The sequence below is a fragment of the Virgibacillus subterraneus genome, from assembly GCF_900110695.1.
Lineage (GTDB): Bacteria > Bacillota > Bacilli > Bacillales > Amphibacillaceae > Lentibacillus > Lentibacillus subterraneus.
In genome coordinates this window covers 444,997-461,554 of the sequence record NZ_FOEH01000002.1, presented here as the reverse complement: position 1 = coordinate 461,554, position 16,558 = coordinate 444,997, and the positions used below count along the sequence as shown (strand labels likewise).

Annotated in this window: 18 protein-coding genes; 1 reads left to right on the top strand and 17 read right to left on the bottom strand. The window is 37.2% G+C overall.

Annotated elements, in window-relative coordinates; translation table 11 throughout:
* Positions 1-8 precede the first annotated feature (8 nt).
* Complete coding sequence (locus tag BMY13_RS08830) at positions 9-956, bottom strand: glycosyltransferase family A protein (protein WP_175476754.1); 948 nt, start codon at positions 954-956, stop codon at positions 9-11.
* A gap of 168 nt (positions 957-1,124) precedes the next feature.
* Here BMY13_RS08830 and BMY13_RS08825 point away from each other — a divergent pair, with 168 nt between their 5' ends.
* Positions 1,125-2,159: an acyltransferase family protein gene (locus BMY13_RS08825; RefSeq protein ID WP_175476753.1), complete on the top strand. Its 1,035-nt coding sequence runs from the start codon at positions 1,125-1,127 to the stop codon at positions 2,157-2,159.
* Between the two features lie 35 nt (positions 2,160-2,194).
* Here the strand turns inward: BMY13_RS08825 and BMY13_RS08820 are convergent, their stop codons facing one another.
* The 16 genes from BMY13_RS08820 to BMY13_RS08750 all read right to left on the bottom strand — a co-directional run bounded on the left by BMY13_RS08820 (position 2,195) and on the right by BMY13_RS08750 (position 16,460).
* Positions 2,195-3,718, bottom strand: a complete 1,524-nt coding sequence (locus BMY13_RS08820; protein ID WP_175476752.1) for a polysaccharide deacetylase family protein — start codon at positions 3,716-3,718, stop codon at positions 2,195-2,197.
* Between the two features lie 15 nt (positions 3,719-3,733).
* Positions 3,734-4,546, bottom strand: coding sequence for a phage tail domain-containing protein (locus BMY13_RS08815; protein ID WP_092503997.1), 813 nt, complete (start codon positions 4,544-4,546; stop codon positions 3,734-3,736).
* Complete coding sequence (locus BMY13_RS08810) at positions 4,543-7,527, bottom strand: phage tail tape measure protein (RefSeq protein ID WP_092503994.1); 2,985 nt, start codon at positions 7,525-7,527, stop codon at positions 4,543-4,545. The genes BMY13_RS08815 and BMY13_RS08810 overlap by 4 nt, the downstream gene beginning before the upstream one ends.
* A gap of 15 nt (positions 7,528-7,542) precedes the next feature.
* Positions 7,543-7,665: a phage tail assembly chaperone GT gene (gene gpGT, locus BMY13_RS19910; RefSeq protein WP_425445148.1), complete on the bottom strand. Its 123-nt coding sequence runs from the start codon at positions 7,663-7,665 to the stop codon at positions 7,543-7,545.
* Between the two features lie 59 nt (positions 7,666-7,724).
* Entirely contained in the window at positions 7,725-8,078 is a 354-nt protein-coding gene (gpG, locus tag BMY13_RS08805) for a phage tail assembly chaperone G (RefSeq protein ID WP_092503991.1), read from the bottom strand.
* Between the two features lie 40 nt (positions 8,079-8,118).
* Positions 8,119-9,180 (bottom strand): hypothetical protein, encoded by a 1,062-nt coding sequence (locus tag BMY13_RS19710; RefSeq protein ID WP_092503989.1) that lies wholly within the window; start codon positions 9,178-9,180, stop codon positions 8,119-8,121.
* On the bottom strand, positions 9,181-9,864 hold the full coding sequence (locus BMY13_RS08795) for a major tail protein (RefSeq protein WP_245736065.1): 684 nt from the start codon (positions 9,862-9,864) through the stop codon (positions 9,181-9,183).
* An 11-nt stretch (positions 9,865-9,875) separates the two neighbouring features.
* Positions 9,876-10,244 (bottom strand): hypothetical protein, encoded by a 369-nt coding sequence (locus tag BMY13_RS08790; RefSeq protein ID WP_092503987.1) that lies wholly within the window; start codon positions 10,242-10,244, stop codon positions 9,876-9,878.
* Entirely contained in the window at positions 10,244-10,636 is a 393-nt protein-coding gene (locus BMY13_RS08785) for an HK97-gp10 family putative phage morphogenesis protein (protein ID WP_092503985.1), read from the bottom strand. The genes BMY13_RS08790 and BMY13_RS08785 overlap by 1 nt, the downstream gene beginning before the upstream one ends.
* On the bottom strand, positions 10,633-11,001 hold the full coding sequence (locus BMY13_RS08780; protein ID WP_092503983.1) for a head-tail adaptor protein: 369 nt from the start codon (positions 10,999-11,001) through the stop codon (positions 10,633-10,635). Before BMY13_RS08780 ends, BMY13_RS08785 begins: the two co-directional genes overlap by 4 nt.
* 1 nt (position 11,002) lies before the next feature.
* On the bottom strand, positions 11,003-11,320 hold the full coding sequence (locus tag BMY13_RS08775; protein ID WP_092503981.1) for a hypothetical protein: 318 nt from the start codon (positions 11,318-11,320) through the stop codon (positions 11,003-11,005).
* Positions 11,321-11,338: 18 nt separating this feature from the next.
* Positions 11,339-12,508: a phage major capsid protein gene (locus BMY13_RS08770; protein WP_092503979.1), complete on the bottom strand. Its 1,170-nt coding sequence runs from the start codon at positions 12,506-12,508 to the stop codon at positions 11,339-11,341.
* 13 nt (positions 12,509-12,521) lie between these two features.
* Positions 12,522-13,262: a head maturation protease, ClpP-related gene (locus BMY13_RS08765; protein ID WP_092504201.1), complete on the bottom strand. Its 741-nt coding sequence runs from the start codon at positions 13,260-13,262 to the stop codon at positions 12,522-12,524.
* 26 nt (positions 13,263-13,288) lie between these two features.
* Positions 13,289-14,377, bottom strand: a complete 1,089-nt coding sequence (locus tag BMY13_RS08760; RefSeq protein WP_092503977.1) for a phage portal protein — start codon at positions 14,375-14,377, stop codon at positions 13,289-13,291.
* A gap of 106 nt (positions 14,378-14,483) precedes the next feature.
* On the bottom strand, positions 14,484-16,130 hold the full coding sequence (locus tag BMY13_RS08755) for a terminase TerL endonuclease subunit (protein ID WP_092503975.1): 1,647 nt from the start codon (positions 16,128-16,130) through the stop codon (positions 14,484-14,486).
* A complete protein-coding gene (locus BMY13_RS08750; RefSeq protein ID WP_092503973.1) occupies positions 16,131-16,460 on the bottom strand; it encodes a P27 family phage terminase small subunit in 330 nt (109 codons plus the stop codon). It abuts the gene before it with no gap.
* Positions 16,461-16,558: the final 98 nt, after the last annotated feature.

The window sequence follows — 16,558 nt, the reverse complement described above, 5'->3', positions numbered from 1 at the left end:
TAGTCTTTTTAATTAAGCCTCTTTGTGTTTTTTCGGTGAGATTGAATAAGCGCAACCCTTTTGAAAAACTTTACTGGACTAAACATATTTCTGTGAAAAATTCTGATATTATTTTTCCTGAAGACTCGAATTACGTTGTAAAACTTCTTGAAACCGTGCTTCGTAGAAAGAAAAACGATGCCTTGACCGCTTAAATCCAGAGAATTAAAATCTTCTTTACTTAAATGTTCTTGTAAAAATTTATAGTACCTAACAAAAACGTCTATTCGAGTGTCAAACACTTCACTGTTCATGGACGTTGTTAGACTACCTGAACTTTTCGTTACACAATATATTGTGTCCTTTGATATATCAAACGTTTTAATGTGATGTCCTAGATTTGCCGAAAACATTACATCGTTTGAGGAAATCACATTTTCAAATAGTATTTCGTTTTCTTCTATCACGCTTTTCTTTATTAATTTTGACCAAGGAACAACAACCCTGTACCTTAACATCAATTCAGATTTTCTCGAGTTTGTTTCAGAATAATCATCAATTATCTCTGCAAACCGCGTATGTCGATTAGAAATATTCCCTGTTTCTAATTCAATACTTGTCGGCTTAAAAAACACCACATCAACGTTTGCATTAAAATATTTTTCGATAGAATCATAGAATCCATCAACAAAAAAATCATCCGAATCCGCAAAAAGTATCCATTCCCCAATGGCATTTTTTAACCCGACATTCCTTGATGACCCAGCCCCTTTTTTGCCTGAATCATTCTCCAAAAACTGAATATCTCTGTGTGTGCTGTTATCTTTAAATTTCATTAATTTTTGTTTTTCTTCCTGGTTGCTGTGGTCGTCAATTATCAAGATTTGTATTTCTTTTTTAACGGGAACAGAGTCAAGTAATTTCAATACTGTATCAGTCGAATTATAATGCGGTATTATTATTGTCAAACTTGTCATGATAACCCCCCCATATTTTTCCATTGGGTCTATCATACCACAGTTAAATATTCACTACGTTGCAATATTGTTCAATTACTGATTATAATTAGTATTAAATTTAGAATTCAATTGACAATTTTTGCATATAGTTTAAACTGTATGAAAAACATCAAAGGAGACATTTCAATGTTTGGTACTTTTCGTTATCTTTTAGCTATATTCGTAGTGTGGGGGCATCTATCTCCTTTCCCCTCAAAATCAGGCGGTTATGCAGTATTTGGCTTCTACATACTAAGTGGATTTCTAATGGCACTAACATTAAATAAAACATATGGCTTTACCTTAAAAGGTACTAAAAACTTTTTAACCAATCGAGCTTTAAGAATTTTCCCACCTTATTTAGCCGTATTACTATTTTCGGTTTTTGTTGTAAGTCTAGCGCCAACAATAGCACACACGCTCAACGTTACAATGAGTATGCCTGAATCTTTTGCGGAATGGTTTAAAAATCTAGTTATATTAGGTTTAAATAATGACGCACAAACTAGATTAGTTCCGCCAGCCTGGTCACTACACGTTGAATTGTCCTTTTACATAATGATGGCTTTGATCTTGGCAAGAAGTAAAAAAATTGTTACCACTTGGTTTATATTGAGTACCGCATTTACAGTATTTATGGTCTTTGCAGGATTTGATTATCAAAATAGATATTTCCCTGTTTACGCTGCATCACTGCCATTTAGCATTGGCGCTATGATTTATTACTACAAAGACAAATTAACATTTACTTCTATTCCGGTTCTGATCACATTGTTAACAATTTATATCCTACACTCTGGATTAGCTACTTTGGTTTGGAATGACCCAGGAACAGAAGGTTTTTATTTCTCGTTAATTATCACTGTTTTAATTATCATAAGCCTATTAAATATTAATAAGTCAATATTCCCGACATGGGCAAGAAAAACTGATAGTTTTCTTGGCGACTTATCGTATTCAATATTCTTATGCCATTGGCCAGTTGCGGCTTTTGTAACATGGATATTCCTAAATGGCGATACAGAAAAACGTTTATCAATATTTTTGTTAAGTTTTCTCATTTCTCATATTCTAGCGATTATAATTAATTTATTCATCGAAAAAAATGTACAAAAGATTCGTAATAGAGTCCGCGGCAACGCACAGACAAATTCCAATACCGCTTCTAGAAATGTATCATAATCACAAAAACCCATTAGCAATTAATGGGTTTTTATTTACTCTCCGATTGATCTAAAATGCCAATCTACGCTTCCACAATCAATTGATCCTCCAGTCAGATTAGATACACGTAGTTTTCCCAATCCTTCAGATGAGACCCAACTATTCCATACAATCCCGCTTGGTAAATCTGTTTGCGGCGTGGCTATTACATTAAATCCCTTACGAAAAGAGCCCGAACTAATATTTATATCAATCGAACTTTGTGCGGGGACTACACCTACTGATAAAGTGATTAATTTCCTTGTAACTATCGGTACTGTTAAGTCTGTCCAACTCGTCCACCCTCCGGTTGATTCATCCCATCTTCTTCTATATATTTTGTTAGTATTGTATACATAATAACGCTGAAAACTAAAGTCATCATTACCCATCCTGTAAGTTTCTAGTATCCCTGCTGTTCCTTCAGGAAACCCAGACGCATGTGATGTTAGTACATGGGTAATACTTATACACTTATTTTTATACTCACCAATAGGAGTATTATTATTAAGCCTTCCATCAGCAGGAACATACCTAACAACCCCGATTCGGCCCCCGTACGCTTCCCCTTGGGCATCTATCGTTATTCCTTCACTCAACAATTGACTACCTGTTCCAGACTCAAGGTAATTCCCATAATATTTTAACGCTTCGTTTGTGTTTACAATATCCACGCCTTGTGAAATGGCATAATTTACAACTTGTTCCACTTCGGAAGGGTCAAAATCAGCATAATGGGAATGCATACCTAGTACCATCCATCCGCCATTAGCTACGATCTCATCAATTTTTGCTTGTGCGTTAGCAACACCACGATCAATATAAACACGCTGAACATCCATGCTGTTAAGCGGTGAATTATTAACGGGAGAATCACCAGGGTCAGTGTTTATGCCTAGTTTAAAATACTTTGCAACCACATCTTTCACAAGGTCGTTCACCCCACCGTAAGGATATACTAAAATATCGCCATTAAATCCATTACTCAACAACCAATTTCGACTATCGTTGCATTCTTGCTCAATCTTGGATTCCGTCAGAGTCGATAAATCAACGTGTGTGTATGTGTGTGATACAAACTCAAATCCATATTGTATTAAACTTTTCAATTCACTCAATGTCATTGTTCCTGGTTCCGCTCCGACTTTCGAAACTGGAATTGCACAAGCAATTGGAATGTTATATTGTTCTGCTATGGGTTGAAGCTTTGTCAATACTGTATTCCTTCCGTCATCATCAATTAAAGTCATGATGGGTTTTCTTTTACGACTAGCCTTAATAGATGTGAATCGTTCATTTTCCGCCAACTGCGAACTAACTTCACCAAACTGCGTGTCTAATCTGTCTTTTAAAGTGGGATGATCTGTTCCATCAGATTCCACCCTCGCTTGAGCTGTTTCTGGGTCAATCGAACCCTCGACAACAATATTGTCAATTTGTGTTTGGAAGTTATTAACCATATCAAACATCATATTAATTTTTGGTGCAATAACTTTTAATGATTCCCCATTACCAATTTTAATTTTTTCTATTGCCATGATCACCACCATCCTTTACATGTGTTGGTCTCTTACCCTTATTGATAGAGTAAAGTCCATATTGTCACCAGTTATCTGTACATCATTTAATCCTGGTAATAGGTCTAAAAATTGCTTACCTACTTTTTGACTGAATCCATTAGCACCATTTTTAGTAACTGTATACGTATCACCCTTTATTTCAAAGGTTGCATTACTAAAATTCTTCAAAGAAAAAGACTTCCCATTAGCTGAGAAAGTCACGTTACTACCTGATCCAGTTATTAATATTGTGGGTCGTACTGCATACCAATTTGCCCATGCTTGAACTGTTTGATTTGATTTGATTTGAACATCTTCGACAGCCACTGTTCCAAATAAATAACTATCATCCATAGTAACCTTTTCGCTATCCCAATTAATTTCATGGGTTAACACCTTACTTTGCGCCATTGGATTAGCAGCTCGTAATGGCAAATTGAATTTACCCATACTGACTAATCGTTGAATTGGTAATTGCCCTGAATACTTCACCATGTAGTATCTATCAGGATTATAGTTGTACATCAATTTTATTTCTCTAGGATGTCCATATGGATCCAATATGAACTTCGTGAACTGATCAGCCTTATACCGTAAATCTGCATAACTTTTTTGAGGTCTGATACCCATCGGAATATTAAAAGGTTTAGTCCCCATTATGGAACCCATATCATGCGCTCCGTGCATACCAGGTACTTCTAGTAAATTATCTCGTGTACCAGGAAGGAGAGGATTATCGTGGTCAGCTAAAACCATCAAATCGAATTCACTTAAATCACTATCATCCAATGTTAGTATATCGTTCACGAATAACCATCCTCCCTTTTTGCTTCTTCTTGTAGACCGTATAGTTCGGTTGCTATTTTTTCAATGTCGTTATCATCACGAACAATCATTTGTTCAATGTGGATTGGTGAAGGTTCTCGACTTTGTTGCTGACCATTCAAACGATTCACAATCTTATCAGCTTCACCACTTGTTCCAACTCCTGAAGCATAACCAGGTAGACTGTTTATAGCCTTTAACATTTTCATAGAATCATCATGTGTGAATACTTGTGCCCCTGTTGATAAATCAGGCATTAAACCAAAACTTTGCAATGACCATTTACCACTTTGATTAACGAGCTCGGGTCCTTCTTCGCCAACAACTGCTGGACCGCCTTTGTGGTAATCAGTTCCTACAGCAAATCCTGGGAACATTCTTTGTGATAGTAAAGAGTTACCAACACCAGTAATTCGCACGCGTTTCGATACTGTCTTTCCAAGCGCGGCGTCGATAGCTGAGAGGTTAGGGCTCACATTGATATTAGCGTTTTTGGTTACATCTCTACCTAGCTCTTTAGTGTAGTCACTAGCTAAACCTGTAAGCTCGTTAATGTCTCCTTTAGCAAGATTTAATTTTCCAATTTGATTATCAATTTGTCCAACTGCATTTTTGTATTCATCTGTATTCCGCATATTAATCGGAGTTTGCTCTTTTAACTTCTGTTTTTCTTCTTCCAGTTTACCGATTTTAGTATTTATGGCACCAATTGCATTACCATCTTGAACAGCTTGTCTTGCTTTTTGTTCTGTAATTCCTGCATTTTTTAAATAGTGCTCCTGGAGCCTTGTTGTAACTACATCGAATTCTGCTATTTGCTGCTTAGTATTCTGTAATTGTGTCTCTTGCTCGTTTATTTGCTGTTTATTTGTAATGAGCTGGTCATTTAATCCTTGCTCGCCATCTTTAATAAGTTCTAATATTTCATCATTTCTTTTTTTGCGTTTCTTCTCTTCTGTGGTGAAGAGGTGATAATTATCTTTGTTTATATCTAAACTCTTATTTTCTTTTTTAAGCTTTTCTTCCAATTTCTCTAATTCTTTTCCAGTATAGTCATTTAACAAACTCTGGATTTGTTTACCTTCATTTTTTAAACTGTTGATTTTTTGTATTTGGTTTTCTTGGTCTTGCAATAGAATCCCCTGATTTTCAACTGCTTTGAAAAACTCTTTTTCCATTTCGAGAGTTCCCATTTTCCTTATTTCTTCGTTGTACTTTTCTAATTCTCCTGTTGTCCCAGCTACCTTATTACCTTGATCTGTTATTTTATCAGTCGCACCAGGCAATGTTTCAACTAAATCACTATTAAGTGTAACCATTGTACCTAACTCTTTATTAGAAAGACCTGATTCTTTTTGTAACCCTTTCATTTCTTTTTCAATGGATTCAATGACTTTCGGGTCAGTAGCATCTTTTAACTCAGATTGTAAGTCTATATAACGACCAAACTCATCTGATGTTAGCTTTGATTGACTTCGTAACTTATCAAATTGATCAATCATTTTGCCTGTTGCTTTATGTTCATCAAGCATTTTTTCAGCTGTTTCCAATGACACTTCATTCAGTTCTTCTTTATCCCTGGTTAAGGCATAAATACCAGCTCCAAGTGCAGCAACGCCTCCGATAGCTAAACCAACAACACCGCCACGGCTTAGACCAGTTATACTTCCAAGTAACCCTTTCCCTCCAGGTTTTCCTAACTTACCTGTTAGTTTGCTTGCACCTTTTGTCAGATTAGCCATTGCGGTAGTGGTCCCGCCTAAAGCCATACCAATAGGACCAACTGCTGCGGAAAGTCCCGCGAATTTTATTATATTATCTTGAGTAGCAGGTTCTAACTCATTAAATGCATCAATGATTTCTGTTACATGGTTAGTTAATTCAGCTGCAATTGGTTCTAATTTTTCGCCAAGTTCAGCAAATGATTCCTGAAAATCATATTGTGCATTTCTACCCTCAATTATCGCTTCATTGGTTTCTCGGAATTCTTTGTTAACCTTTGAAAGGTCTAAATCGTTTAATGTATTTAACGCATAATTGAGCTCGCTTCCTTCTTCTTTTGCTTTAGCCAAACCTTCATCAAATGTTTCTAAGTCGACACCCATACGCTCTAATAATTCAGCGAATGGTCCAATAGCTTTACCTGTTGCCAATGTTTCCTGTAGGCCGTCTGCCATACTTTCGATTTTCATTGTATCCGGGAACTTAATAACTGCACCAGATAAACTATCAATGGCCTTTTGCATCTGGTTATCATCCATACCTGTAGCCATAAGGTTTGAAAGTGCTTCAACATTAGAGTCTGTCTCACCAGTAATTCCTTTCAATTCACGCATTGATTCTCTCATCACGTCAATACCGATACCGGCTTGTTTTGCGTTTGTTTCAAGACGGGCCATGTTTACACGAAATTCTCTAGTAGATTCCACAGCTAAAGCACCCATACCTACAATTGGAGCTGTGACACTCGCAGACATTGTTTGGCCAAAGTCAGTCATCTTGCCCCCGGCTTTATCAAGATCACCGGAAAATGTATCAAGACCGCTGGAAAGTTTACCCCATCCGGAATTCGCACGTTTTTGTTCCTTCCGCATTTGTTCCAATTCTTCTGTGGCGTTGTTCACATATCTATCCAAGTTGTTTAATGCCGCTGCTTGTTTGTTATATTCTCTTGCTGCCTTTTCTGCTTCTTTAGAACCCTCGCCATGCTCTTTAGCCATCTTGTCATATTCTTTACGCGCTTCAGAAGTAACACGTTCTTGGGCTTTTAACTTCTTATTCAAGCCCTTCAAACTAGCTTCGTATTTTTCAATTGATTTATCAGCACGATCAAATGCAGACATATTGGATTTCATTTCTGAATTAACACTTTTTAAGCTGTCTTTAGCACCAGCTAATCCACGGTCAAGTTTCGTGGTATTTAAGTCTAAATCAATGCTCAAACCTTCTACTCTTTGTGCCAAAGTTTCCCCTCCTTCCTAGCCACCAAACGCTGCAATTAGTGATTTGTTTTCTTTCGGTTTATTTTCATTCTTAAGTAGTTTAGCTACGAAATAATATGGCATGTTTAATATTTCATTGATGTCTTTACCGTTTTTCATGTAATTCAATATCAACTTATCCATATCTTCTTTTTGCTGTTTGAACGTATAGACATCACTCAGTTCTTTCCCGCTAGGTACTTTTTTGTATCATCGTCCTGGACACCACGTGCAGCAAACAATACTTGTTGTTGTAATTTTTGAGTAGCTTCAGGACCATGTAATCCATTATTTAATTCTTCTTTTGTAAACTGTTTGTCGTATAAATTAACAACAAAAATAGATAGTTTATCAATTATTTCTTTTTCTGACTTTGCAGATCCAGCTGAATCTTCAATTGCTTCCATCATGTCAATTGCTTCGTATACCATCTTCATAGGGATAAAAAGTGGGGTTAAATAATTCTCAGTTATTAGTTCGCCTTGTTTAACGTCTTTGACAAGTTCAATCATATTGCGCTTTAAATCAGCCATTACGCACTCTCCTTTTCATATAAATAAAAAAGAGCAGGAATTATTCCTGCTCCTTGATTAACGGTGTTCCGGCATTGTTATCAGAAGACATTAACTCATCGATTCGTTCTTTCTTAACTTTCTTATTTGCCGGTTTCGGAAACTTATCGCCAACAAAATATTCTTTATCCGTTTCTTTGTCACGGAACCCAGCAATCACTTCAAATTTCGCCAATTGCAACACCTCCTTGATTGCCTTCACGTATTCAATTGATGCCTTGCTTTTGTCTATATGTTCGAATGAATCTCTGAATGGTGTTTTGCTTACGTATTTACCTTTGAAGAATAGATTCTGATTATCATCCACGACACCAGCATTGTGATATATTTTCATTTCATGATATTTATCAACTGGATCTGTCGGCCAGCAAAAATCTAATTCGGTGGAGGTCTTAACTGTCTTCCCGAAATGATATACATTCCACAATTGAGCCCACATCTCTGCAGTCCATTTTTGAATAGGTGTATAATTTGTATCATTTTTCTGGACATATTCACCCTCCACAGAATTTAGATATTTATAAAGCTTTACGGAATCCTCATATACCTTCTTCCAATAATCATAAGACGGATTTTTGATAACCCATTGTGCTCCGCCAATTGGATTTTCCTCGCGAATAAGTGAATCATTTATTCCGATTGCATCACACATACGCTCTAATAAATCAGAGCCTTTACTGTCGATATAATCAACGCTCAAATAACTTTCACACGCCGAGGCATACCATTTGTTTTCTGTAGGTTTCACACCAGGAATCTCTCTTAGCAGTACATCGCTGTCCAAATAGAAATAAGTATCGTTTTCTCTGGATTGATCTTCCTCTAAATACTTCATCCAAAGATAAGGTTTTACAGAAGGGATATAGATTTTATCCGTTCTATTATCGATGTAAACATGAGTTTCCACATCGTAATTTTCCTGCAAGTACTTAGGCACTTTATCGTCCTGCTGCGTAAACAACAGAACGATATCCTTAATGCCTAACTTTTGTAATCTGGTTATACATATTTCCAGTTCCCACTCAAAACGTTTTATAGCCGGTTGGCAAAGAATATACTTCATTTAAGCGCTCGTCGTAGTTGTTGTGGTACTAGATGATGTAGTTGTTGTTGTAGATCCAGGATAAGCTACACCAAATACCTTTTGGAACAAAGCATCTCGATTAGCTGTAGAACCTGCTTCATCATAGCCAAAGATAACTGTTTTTTCTTTTGTGAAACCAGCTACTTCACGTTCCATAAATTGACCTGAAATTTCATCAGGACTAAACGTTGTGGTGTCCTGTTTTGTTTGCGCATTTATTGTAGGTCGCATGAATATACCTTTTGTTAAGCCAACCCATTCTTTGGATCCATCTTCATGTGTCTTTGCGAAAACGCATGCCACGTATGGTGGGTTATCTCCAGCACCATAAGAAGACAAACCTTCCACTGTTTCTAGTCCAAGTAATGTTTGGCGCACTTCAACCGGAAGTTTATGAAATGCTCCCGTTACAGAAACATTTCCATTTGCAACAGCAATTTCAGCTGTCTTATTATCACCATAAGCTCGGACAGCTTCCTGGGGCAATTCCACTGTAATTGTTTGTGCAAATTCAACTCGCTCCAAGGCACCGGCAATTATAGCTTCGGTTGTTTCATCTAACACACCATGATAAAACTCATCGACACCTGTTGACGCTTTATAATTTTTTTCTTCTCCTGCAAAAAACTGTAGGTCTAGTTTCAGAGATTTATTTTCATCCACTTTTTTTCCTCCTAAATTACATAAGATTTTCCGCGATACCTTCTAGCATCACGGTATATACTTAAATCTGAATCGTATTCATCTACGCCGCTACCATCATTACCAAAATTCAAATCCCACATGATATATTGAATTCGTTTCGCAATCATGTCACGGTCTGTCTTATTTTTAGACCACACTTCAATTTGGAACATGAAATCTTCCATAAGCCATTTATTGTCTGCAAAATCACTTGGCTTCGGTGTATCAAGTGGGTCTATGACGATGTGCGTTTTTGTCATGTCTGCCGTTTCAGGGTACTCGTAAAACTTGATACGACCGCCTACTTTACTGCTTATTAAACTATCAGCAATAAACGCTTCATAAATAACATCTAACATCATAGCCCCCTCTCTACCGCATTTCGGATTGCGTTATGATATGGCTTTTCAGCATTTCGCATTGCGCGCACAATGGCACCTTTACCAGCCGGGTTTGGATTTTTAACAGTTCCAAATTCATTAATATGGATAATGCGATAACGGTCATTTGGACCCTTCCAATATACTTTTATAGTACGTGCGCCGCCTTCCCAATAAGGATTGGACAGTGTCATTTCATCAATGGTAGCGTGGGTGTCTGCCCATGGTTCGAACTGCCTTTTTAATTCATCAAGAAAAACTTCAGCTGCATCATTTAATGCAGCATCACTTATACGTTGCATTGCCTTTTTACCGAGTTCATTTTCCAAGTTACCTAGGAGTCTATCAAGTCCAGTTACTTTCACACTCATGATGTCAGCTCCGCAATAACGTTTATAAAAGCCTTGTTTTGCATATCCGGCTGAGCTTGTTTAACGTTGAAGTGTTTTCCTTTGTACTCCGGAGCATCGATTTCAACATAGTGTTTGTTGGTCGGAATATAGTCTCCTTGTGGATCACGAATAATGATAGTTACATCAGATAATGTTCCGTTTGACTTAGCCAGCTCCACATCTCTTAACCACACTTCATCAATTTTAGCCCAGGGACTGTAAAGCACTTGTTTTACTTCTTCACCAGGATAAGGGCCTTCTATAGGTACATACTGATAAAATATAACTGGTGTTCTTAACTCGCCTGAATGTACGCGAGGTGGTTTATATTCAAACTTACGCATATCACACCGCCTCTGTAGTAGTCGTAGTTGTTGTGGTGGTTGGTATCAGGGATATACCTAGACTTGTAATTTCGCTTAAGAAATTATCTTCAAAGTATTCTACCGCATCGTTATAAGCATAACGGGTACGCTCGAAAACCAACTCTTTAGCTCTGTTATCAGTTTCAGTAGTTCCGGATATATCGAATTGACCACAGCTGCTTACAATTGCAGAAACGGAAAAGGACAACAATCTTTTTAGATTGTCATCCTCTCCACTGTGAGATATATGCATTCTGCTTTTAAATTCATTGACGATGGTTGGTGTGATCTCATTCATTTAGATCAACCCTTTCATTTAAGCGCTCGTCGTAGTTGTAGTGGTGCTAGATGTCGTAGTTGTTGTTACCCCAAAGATATCCAAGTCATAAACTTGTGCTGCGTATTTGTCTTTAGGCTTACCAGTAGCAAACTGTTTAGCGATATAAAGAGTAGCGTCATCCAGGGCCATTGTTTGGTCGAACCTCTTAATTGGTTCTGAACCACCTGTTGCTGCAATATACTCCCCTTCTACGAAAAAGAGAACTTTACCTTCTGGGACAAAGATAGATTCTTCAGTATCCGGATTAAAAGGCAGGTTAGTAACATAAGCACCATTTGCATTTTGAACTGTAGCATTTGCTTGGATGTCAATAGTGTTAAATGGATTTGTAACCATAACTACTTTCCCTGCAACTTTTTTAGGTTCATCAGCATCAGTTCCATCACCATTTACCTTTTTGGCAAGAAGCTTAGTCACATCACGCATTTCATTAATTAGTGTGCGACCAGGTTCAAAGGTAAGTGTTTTAACAGATGTTTTTGGCACAACAGCACCATCACTTTGCTTCACATATAACAGACCGATTGGCATGTTGTTACCATTACCTGATACAAAGCCTTTTTCCAAACCTACAGCCATTGCTTCTTTTATCATTGTGCGAACATAACGTTCTACCCATGCAGGCCCTAGTTTCAGCATGTCGTTCGCTAGTGGAATGAACGCTGTTAGTTTCAATTGAGTAAGTGTTTCTTTACGGAATGCTGCATTCAGCTGACCTTTGATTTCATCGAATAATGGTCCCCATACTGCTGCACCTTCTGGATCAGAATAAATGAATTCCGTTACAGCACCCAAGTTTTCTAGTCCTAACTTATCCAACAGTGGATGCTCTTTTTTCAGCTCTTCAAATACACGCTCTTGTGTGGTTACTGGCAGTTGTTCAGTCTCTTTGAATCCACCCTCTTCTACAACAGCATTGAAGAATTTATGTTCTTCACTTGTTAAAACATTTTGGCCACGTGCCTGCATAACTGCGTTGTCTGCAGACTGAGTATTAACCTGATTCAAAATATCTCCCTGCACGTCATTAGCAAGTGCTTCAAGCATATTATTTAGTGCTTCTGATTGCTCTTCCTCAGTACCTTCTTGCGTTGCCTTTGCAAACGCTAATTTCTTTTCTTCAAAGTTATTAAATTTAATTGGCATTGTCATTCTCCTCTTATTTTAGATTTAAAAAAAGCTTACTCATATTCTGCTTTGCTGCAGGAGTAGGCTCAGGATTTGGCGGTTCATTATTATTTTTTGGGTTCTTAGGTGCATACTTTGCTACCAACTTATCCTTATAATTTTCGTAAATACCCTCTTCGTCGTCATCATCATCGAGATCTTCAAGTTCTTGAATTTCAATCTCATCATCTACAGTATCGGCCAATCCAAATGCAACGGCTTCTTCTGCAGTTAAGAAAGTTTCATCATCAAGCAATTGATCTAATTCAGATTGTTCACCAACAAAACGTTTCTTATATGATGCAGCAAGCGATTTATCAACTTTCCTCAAGTCTGCGGCGGTCTTTTCAAATAAAGCAGCATTACCCCACTCAATAGTGGATGCCCGATGAATCATCATCATGGTGTTTTCAGGCATAATAATTTTATCCCCTGCCATTGCGATTACAGATGCAGCACTTGCGGCCCAACCGTCAACATGGACAATGATTTCTGCTTTATGATTTTTAAGTAAATTACCAATAGCAACACCATCAAATGCTGAACCTCCAGGAGAATTAATATGAACGTGAATTTTTTCAGCATCAACATCTTGTAATTTTCTTCTAATGCCCTGTGCACTATTGTTGCTAAAGATAAATCCACCGATAGGTCCATAAATATAAAGTGTGTATTCTTGGCTATCTTCATTTGCTTCAAATCGAACGTCGGTTTTTTTACCCATCATGTTCATGATTTGCTCTTTTAGTTCCTTTGACACTATTTATCACCTCCTTCAAGTAAATCTTCTAATTCAGTGTAGTTCTTCGTAATGATATGCTTGTCCAATAATTCATCATTGGATCGTTCATAACCTGCTTCTTCCCTTACTTCATTTCCTGTAAATACAGATGATGATACAAGTTTGTCAACAGCTGCTGCTAAATCAAATATGTCACGGTAGGAAATCCGTCTAATACTAACCCGTTCGCCTTTCAAGAAATCTTTTTTAGCAACAAACTTCCCTGTGAATTCATCTCTAAATTCTTTGATAATCGGATCAATACAGAATGTCATGTAGTTACGTGTGCTATTTTCTACATCAGACATATCGCCATGAACCAAAGCAACAGGAATGCCAAGTGCTTTTGCAACATGATCCAGGAATCCATTTGTGATTTTATTAATCTCTTCAACACTTGCACCAGACGCTCTACTTGATTGTTCGCTATAAACAAAACCCTTCTGTTGCGGAACGATAGCAAAGGCTTTTTTCTTAACGACTTCATACATTTTATTGATAAAGTTTTGAAGTTTTGTTTGTGTTTCCGGGTCCTTCGCATTCACATTTTCCATATCAACTGTAGAACGGATCTGGTTATTGTGCTTTTGGAATTCCAGCATCCTTCCAAATAATTCACCATAATCGGTATAAAGGCTGTCAATCAAACGTGATAAATCCTCATTGCTGTACTCCAAATAAATAACTTCACTTGATACGAAACTTCGGCTATAGGTAAAATTCTTAATCGTTACACTTTTAAACACATCTTCCATTAAGGCATATTCTGTTTTTGCAAAGTCATCAGCAATTAATAAATCATCGCTGTCCGAAACGATAATTAAACATTCGTTATCGTGAATTAATTTATAAATAACTGTTTCCCAGAACCGGCTGGCAGATTGGTTTTTATTCGGCCTAACATTTAACCGATAATAGAATTCGTCATACTGCACTATGCCTTTTTTCTTTATTCGGAACTCTGACTGGCTAATAGTACGGGCAATCATATTGACGCACGTTGCAATTGCGAGTCTCTTATAATAAATACGATCTGATGTATCTTCAAATAATTCATAGTCATACATCTGTTCAATCTCACTGTGTCGTTTGAAAAAGTCTAAAAAGCCTATTTTTAATCACCTCCCTAAATGCTATTACGCGTAACCCAGCGCGGGAGATGTGGACCACCTCCTAAAACGCGATTTCATCAAGATAGAATTCTTCCTCTTCTTCCAGTACATTGTCTGCTTCAAACAACGCATGAATGAAAGCCTGAAATCCATCTGTCTTACGTCTTACTTCATCTTTCTTGAGATACTCTTTGTTACCGTCTTTCTTGATTTTCACGTACACATTGTTGGTGAACCAACGCATTAACGGGTTGTCATCAAATATTATATTGTGATTTGCAAATATCGTTTCAACCCTTGGAGCCAGTTTACTGTGTATCGCTTTTGGATTACGTATATAAATTAGCTGGAAACCTTCTGCTTCTAATGCAGCTTTAACTAGATCCAGTCGGAATGTATCTGCAACGATTCTATTCACACCGTAAATCTCGCGCATTTCTACAAACCAATCAACAATGTGACTTATGTTGATTACTGGTTCATCGACTATGGTTAGAAATCCATCAGACTCCCAATCTTTTATTGGTGGTTTTAATTCAACAGAATCTAAAAACCCTTGTCTTACAAATGAATGGGTCTTCCACACATAGTCATCACCAACCTTAAAAAGCAACCCCACCGATGCAAAGTCTCTTATGCTTGCAAAGTCTAGTCCACCTACAGCTGTCCGATGTGCTAATTCCGGGAATGGTCTGTTTGTTGCTTCAACCTCTTCCCAAGTAGCAACGGATGATGTTAAATCTGTTGCTGGTGTGTTCATTCGTTTGGTCATAAAGCGAATTCTTGCTGATGGTTTTGAGTTTTTCAAGGAAATGTACTGTGTTCTGACTTTCCTGAATAACTCTTTACCATACTCACCCATCGGTTCATGAAACATCGGATTTGCTTTTTGCCAGTTTGATTCATCTTCCATTTCTTTTTCATCATCAAGTGTAGCCATGAAAACAAATAAAGGATCTTCAAGTGAGTCGCCTTTCAAAACGCGTATTGCGCGCTCTTTTAAATCGTCCAGGTAACCACCACGGACAAAACCATCTGTGGTTATGAAAAACTCCCTAGAATGTTTTACTTTACCAAGTCCAGAAGAAAATACATCAACAATAGTTGAGTCCTCGTATTCGTGAACCTCATCATAAACAACACAACCATCACGTAAACTATCTTTTGTCTTTGCATTCGACGTGTGATATTTCAAAACGCTGCTATTAGTCTTACTTTTGATTTCTGATTTTGTGTGCTTGAAAAGAGACTGAAGCACTCCGCCTTTTCCATTCAGGTCAATTACGTTAAATATTTCATTAAAAGATGTTTTAGCCTGTTCTTCACTATTGGCCACAATCGACACATTATAGTTATTTATCCCATGCAGATCGCTTATAAAGAAATTAGTTAACGATGAAATCAAACCATTCTTTCCAGCTCCACGTGCTTTGTACCAAAAGAACTGTTCATAGAATGGATAGTCGCCTTCTTTGTAATACAGAAAAACAAATGCGGTTATGAACTTCTGGAACGGCATTAATTTAAAATAATTCTTTTCAGTAAAAGCAATATATCTTTCATGGGTCACTTCATCAAAATAAATATCGTCACGATTTAGGATATATTTTTTTAAGTAACCAAATAAAAGAACCACATACTTACTGACTTTGATTTTGCCAGATTCGTATTGGTTCATATAAAATTTAACGTGCTTATTTATTTTCATTTATATCAGATCATTTGCTGTGTAATTTGGTTTATCACCATCATTTTCATCAATAAAATTGAAGGTACGCTCTATGTTCATAATTGAATCATTTGTTTTTTTCATCTCACCTAATAGAGGATGGGACTTAACATATGATTGACTTCCGTTTTCAACTGTAATAGAAACGCCTTCTTTTTTTATGGTTCGTTCCATTCTGCGATACATCTCTAAATGCTTTAAATACCTACCAACTTTTTCTACTTCAACTGGACTGCTAGTATCTATCGTCGACATCAAGAAATCCTTTATTTTATCTATACCTACATCGGTTCTGAGTTTGGCCGTCACATGGACCCACCCCCCTATACATGAAATTTTGAAAAAATGTAGGAAATCGACTCCCCCTGCACCGTTTCCCCGATCGGAAAAAAAGGTCAAAATTTTTG

What these genes read in the sequence shown, in the direction of transcription:
- BMY13_RS08830 (WP_175476754.1), bottom strand. Translation starts at nt 956, where the DNA reads ATGACAAGTTTGACAATAATAATACCGCATTATAATTCGACTGATACA.
- BMY13_RS08825 (WP_175476753.1), top strand. Translation starts at nt 1,125, where the DNA reads ATGTTTGGTACTTTTCGTTATCTTTTAGCTATATTCGTAGTGTGGGGG.
- BMY13_RS08820 (WP_175476752.1), bottom strand. Translation starts at nt 3,718, where the DNA reads ATGGCAATAGAAAAAATTAAAATTGGTAATGGGGAATCATTAAAAGTT.
- gpGT (WP_425445148.1), bottom strand. Translation starts at nt 7,665, where the DNA reads ATGAAAAACGGTAAAGACATCAATGAAATATTAAACATGCCATATTAT.
- gpG (WP_092503991.1), bottom strand. Translation starts at nt 8,078, where the DNA reads ATGGCTGATTTAAAGCGCAATATGATTGAACTTGTCAAAGACGTTAAA.
- BMY13_RS19710 (WP_092503989.1), bottom strand. Translation starts at nt 9,180, where the DNA reads ATGAAGTATATTCTTTGCCAACCGGCTATAAAACGTTTTGAGTGGGAA.
- BMY13_RS08790 (WP_092503987.1), bottom strand. Translation starts at nt 10,244, where the DNA reads ATGTTAGATGTTATTTATGAAGCGTTTATTGCTGATAGTTTAATAAGC.
- BMY13_RS08785 (WP_092503985.1), bottom strand. Translation starts at nt 10,636, where the DNA reads ATGAGTGTGAAAGTAACTGGACTTGATAGACTCCTAGGTAACTTGGAA.
- BMY13_RS08780 (WP_092503983.1), bottom strand. Translation starts at nt 11,001, where the DNA reads ATGCGTAAGTTTGAATATAAACCACCTCGCGTACATTCAGGCGAGTTA.
- BMY13_RS08775 (WP_092503981.1), bottom strand. Translation starts at nt 11,320, where the DNA reads ATGAATGAGATCACACCAACCATCGTCAATGAATTTAAAAGCAGAATG.
- BMY13_RS08770 (WP_092503979.1), bottom strand. Translation starts at nt 12,508, where the DNA reads ATGCCAATTAAATTTAATAACTTTGAAGAAAAGAAATTAGCGTTTGCA.
- BMY13_RS08765 (WP_092504201.1), bottom strand. Translation starts at nt 13,262, where the DNA reads ATGAACATGATGGGTAAAAAAACCGACGTTCGATTTGAAGCAAATGAA.
- BMY13_RS08760 (WP_092503977.1), bottom strand. Translation starts at nt 14,377, where the DNA reads ATGTATGACTATGAATTATTTGAAGATACATCAGATCGTATTTATTAT.
- BMY13_RS08755 (WP_092503975.1), bottom strand. Translation starts at nt 16,130, where the DNA reads ATGAAAATAAATAAGCACGTTAAATTTTATATGAACCAATACGAATCT.